Source organism: Pseudomonas sp. CM27, assembly GCF_013179515.1.
Taxonomy (GTDB): Bacteria; Pseudomonadota; Gammaproteobacteria; order Pseudomonadales; family Pseudomonadaceae; genus Aquipseudomonas.
In genome coordinates this window covers 1-3,706 of record NZ_JABMCN010000375.1, presented here as the reverse complement: position 1 = coordinate 3,706, position 3,706 = coordinate 1, and the positions used below count along the sequence as shown (strand labels likewise).

General features: G+C 64.1%; 2 protein-coding genes and 1 pseudogene. All 3 read right to left on the bottom strand.

Annotated features, from left to right (window positions below):
• On the bottom strand, nt 1-2,107 hold a 2,107-nt coding region (gene glgX / locus HP547_RS27920; protein WP_172288685.1), incomplete at its 3' end, for a glycogen debranching protein GlgX.
• Nucleotides 2,108-2,192: 85 nt separating this feature from the next.
• Nucleotides 2,193-2,507 carry a DUF2934 domain-containing protein gene (locus tag HP547_RS27915; RefSeq protein WP_172229443.1) on the bottom strand — a complete coding sequence of 105 codons (315 nt, stop codon included), beginning with the start codon at nt 2,505-2,507 and terminating at the stop codon, nt 2,193-2,195.
• A 14-nt stretch (nt 2,508-2,521) separates the two neighbouring features.
• A pseudogene (locus HP547_RS27910) lies at nt 2,522-3,706 on the bottom strand (malto-oligosyltrehalose synthase); the annotation flags it as partial.

The window sequence follows — 3,706 nt, the reverse complement described above, 5'->3', positions numbered from 1 at the left end:
TGACCTCGAAGGTGCTGTCGAACTGCAGGTGCTGCCCCTTGCGCAGCTCCGGCCGATCGGTATCGACCAGGCAGCTCCAGTAGTCGCCTTCGGGCACTGTGGGCAGCTGGAACGGCACGATGTCATGGTGGGCATTGACGATCAGCAGCACGGTGGCTTCGGCACCTGGTCGGGCGATGCCACTGACCTGCGCGCGACCATCGATAAGCATGCCCAGGCAACGCCCGTGCGGGTCTTCCCACTGCTCCACGCTCATCTCGCCGCCATCCGGGGCAAGCCAGGTCACGTCCTTGACCCCGATGGCCTCGTTGTAGTCACCCACCAGAAAGCGCGAGCGGCGCAGCACGGGGTAGGCCAGGCGCAAGCGGGTGAGGCGTTTGACGAAGCTCAGCAGCTCCTTGCCTTCCTCGTCGAGGTCCCAGTTGACCCAGCCGATTTCGCTGTCCTGGCAATAGGCGTTGTTGTTGCCGTGCTGGGTGCGGCTGAATTCATCACCGGCAACGATCATCGGTGTGCCCTGGGCGAACAGCAAGGTGGCAAAGTAGTTGCGCATCTGGCGCATGCGCAGGGCATTGATCCCCGGGTCTTCGGTGGGGCCTTCGACGCCACAGTTCCAGGACAGGTTGTTGTCGGTGCCGTCCTGGTTGTTCTCGTCGTTGTCCTCGTTGTGCTTGTCGTTGTACGACACCAGGTCGCGCAAGGTGAAGCCATCGTGGGCGGTGATGAAATTGACCGACGAGTAGGGCCGGCGACCGCGGTTGTTGAACATGTCTCCGGAAGCCGCCATGCGCGCGGCAAAGTCGGCCAGCTGGCCTTCGTCACCCTTCCAGAAGGCACGCACGGTGTCGCGAAAGCGATCGTTCCATTCTGCCCAGCCTGGGGCAAAGTTGCCCACCTGATAGCCGCCAGGGCCGCAGTCCCACGGTTCGGCGATCAGCTTGACCTGACGTAGCAGCGGGTCCTGGCGGCAGGCAACGAGGAAGCTGTGACGCTCGCTGTAGCCCTCGTGGTAGCGACCGAGGATAGTCGCCAGGTCGAAGCGGAAACCGTCCACATGCATTTCGCCCGCCCAGTAACGCAGCGAGTCTGTGACCAGTTGCAGCACGCACGGGTGGCTGAGATCGAGGGTGTTGCCAGTGCCGGAATCGTTGATGTAATAGCGCTTGTTGTCGGGCATCAGGCGATAGTACGAAGCGTTGTCGATGCCGCGCATGGACAGCGTCGGGCCCTGCTCGTTGCCCTCGGCGGTGTGGTTGTAGACCACGTCCATGATCACTTCCAGGCCGGCATCGTGCAGGTGGGCGACCATTTCCTTGAATTCGGCAATCTTGCCACTGGCCAGGTAGCTGGGGTGCGGCGCGAAGAAGGCGATGCTGTTGTAGCCCCAGTAGTTGTTCAGGCCTTTCTGCAGCAGGTGCTGGTCATTGACGAAGGCATGAATGGGCAGCAGTTCGATGCTGGAAACACCCAGGTCCTTGATGTGCTTGAGCAGCTCGTCATTGGCCAGGCCGGCGAAGGTGCCACGCAGGTTTTCCGGCACCGCCGGGTGGCGCATGCTGATGCCTTTGGTATGGGCCTCGTAGACGATGGTGCGCTCCCACGGGATCTGCACGCGCTGGTCACGGCCCCAGGTGAAGGCAGGGTCGATCACCTTGCACTTGGGCACGAAGGGCGCGCTGTCGCGCTCGTCGAACGACAGGTCGGCGTCGGGGTGGCCGATGGTATAGCCGAACAGCGCCTCGGACCATTTCAGCTGACCGACCAGCTGCTTGGCATAAGGGTCGATCAGCAGCTTGTTGGGGTTGAAACGGTGGCCGTTTTCCGGCTCGTACGGGCCATGGACGCGGTAGCCGTAGACCAGGCCTGGGTGCGCGTCCGGCAAGTAGCCGTGGTAGATCTCGTCGGTGTATTCGGGCAACTCGATGCGTTCGAGTTCCTGCTCGCCGGTGGAGTCGAACAGGCACAGCTCGACCTTGGTGGCGTTGGCCGAGAACAGGGCGAAGTTGACGCCCAGGCCATCCCATGTGGCACCCAGGGGATAGGGCAAGCCTTCGCGTAGACGCGACGGTGCAACGGAGCGGTTTTTCTTTGGGGTGCGCGGGCTCATGGCAGTCCTCATAGGGCCGGGAAAGGGGAAGCGATGGATACCTGCGGCCTCTTCGCGGGGTCACCCGGGAAGAGGCCGTAACGGCTCATCCCGCAGTGGGTTTTTTGGCCGCCCGCGGTTTTTTCGCTGCTGCCGGTTTTACCCCCGGCAGTGCAGCCACCTTGGGCTCGGCAGGTGGCTTGGGCGCAGCCGCGGGCTTGGCAGACGCCGCGGCCTTCGGCTTGGCCGCTACCTTGGCTTTGGCTGCCGATTTGCCCTTGCCTTCAGGCGCCAGTGCTTCGGCTTCGGCAAGCTTGCGGGCCATGTCCCAATGGCGGTCTTCCTGGCCCTCCGGTTTCCCCTCTGATTCCCAGATCTGGTAGGCGAACTCGCGTACACGTTTTTCATCGACACTCATCACGACGCTCCTGAATGCTAAACATGTTCAATCAACAGGTTGACTGGAAAGTCCGACAGCACGGCGCTTAACAGCAACTCTCTAACAGGGCTGACCACCGCCGCGCCGAAAAGTCCAGTCGAAGTGGCAGGGGACAGGGCAAACGGCAGACTTACCCGGGTATCCTCCCAGTTCTGTGCCGGGATCAGCGGGGTGGGTGAAGCACCCAGCAGGGTACTGGCCAGGCGTGGCGCGATGATGACTGCCCGCTCGCCTTCGCCCAGGCGGGCAAACGCCACCACCTTGTCGGCATGCCGGCCGTGCACGGTCAGCGGCAGGTAGGCACCACGGCGGAACAGCTCGGCATGCGACTGGCGGCAGTCCAGCACGCGGGCAATCAGGGCTTGCTTGATACGGCCGTCGTGCCAGTGCGCCAACAGCTCGCCGAGCGGCGTGGCGTCAGCCAGGGTGCTGCGCCTGGCAGCGTAGTCCACCGCGCGGCGGTTGTCCGGGTCTACCAGGCTGAAGTCCCAGTACTCGTTGCCCTGGTAGAGGTCTGGCACGCCGGGCACGGTCATGCGCATCAAAACCTGCACCAGGCTATTGAGTGCCCCCGGGCAGGCCAGCAACTGCGCTGCATCCGCCACGGACTTGCGCAGTTGCAGGTTCTGCGGGTCGAGCAGCAAGCTGTTCAGGTAGTTGGCACAGCACGCTTCATAGGCCTCGTTCGGGGCGCTCCAGCTGCTGCGCAGCTTGGCTTCGCGCAGGGCCTTCTGTTGCCACTGGCGGACCCGCTCGGCGTAGGCATGCAGCGCCTGGTCGTCGTGCGGATCAAGCTGCAAGGGCCAGCTGCCCAGCAGGGTCTGCAACAGCATCAACTCGTCGCCGGGGCTTGGCGCCAGGCCATCGTCCAGCTGCGCACGCAGTGGCTCGGCAAGCTCGCGCCAGTGCTCGACGCGGCTGGCCAACCAGGGGCCGCGTTCGCTCAGTACGGCCAGGCGTGCGCGGGTATCCTCGCCGCGCTTGTGGTCATGGGTGGCGGTGGCCAGCAGGTTGTCGGGGAAATCGCGCAGGCGCCGCTGGGCCTCGTTGTGAAAGGCCTCCAGTGGCGCACTGAAACGCTCGGCCTCAAAGCCCACGTCGTTGCGCGACAGCAGCCGGGCACTGCGGTAGAAGGCGGTGTCTTCCACGGCCTTGGCGGCGCTGGGTGCGGTCAGTTGCTG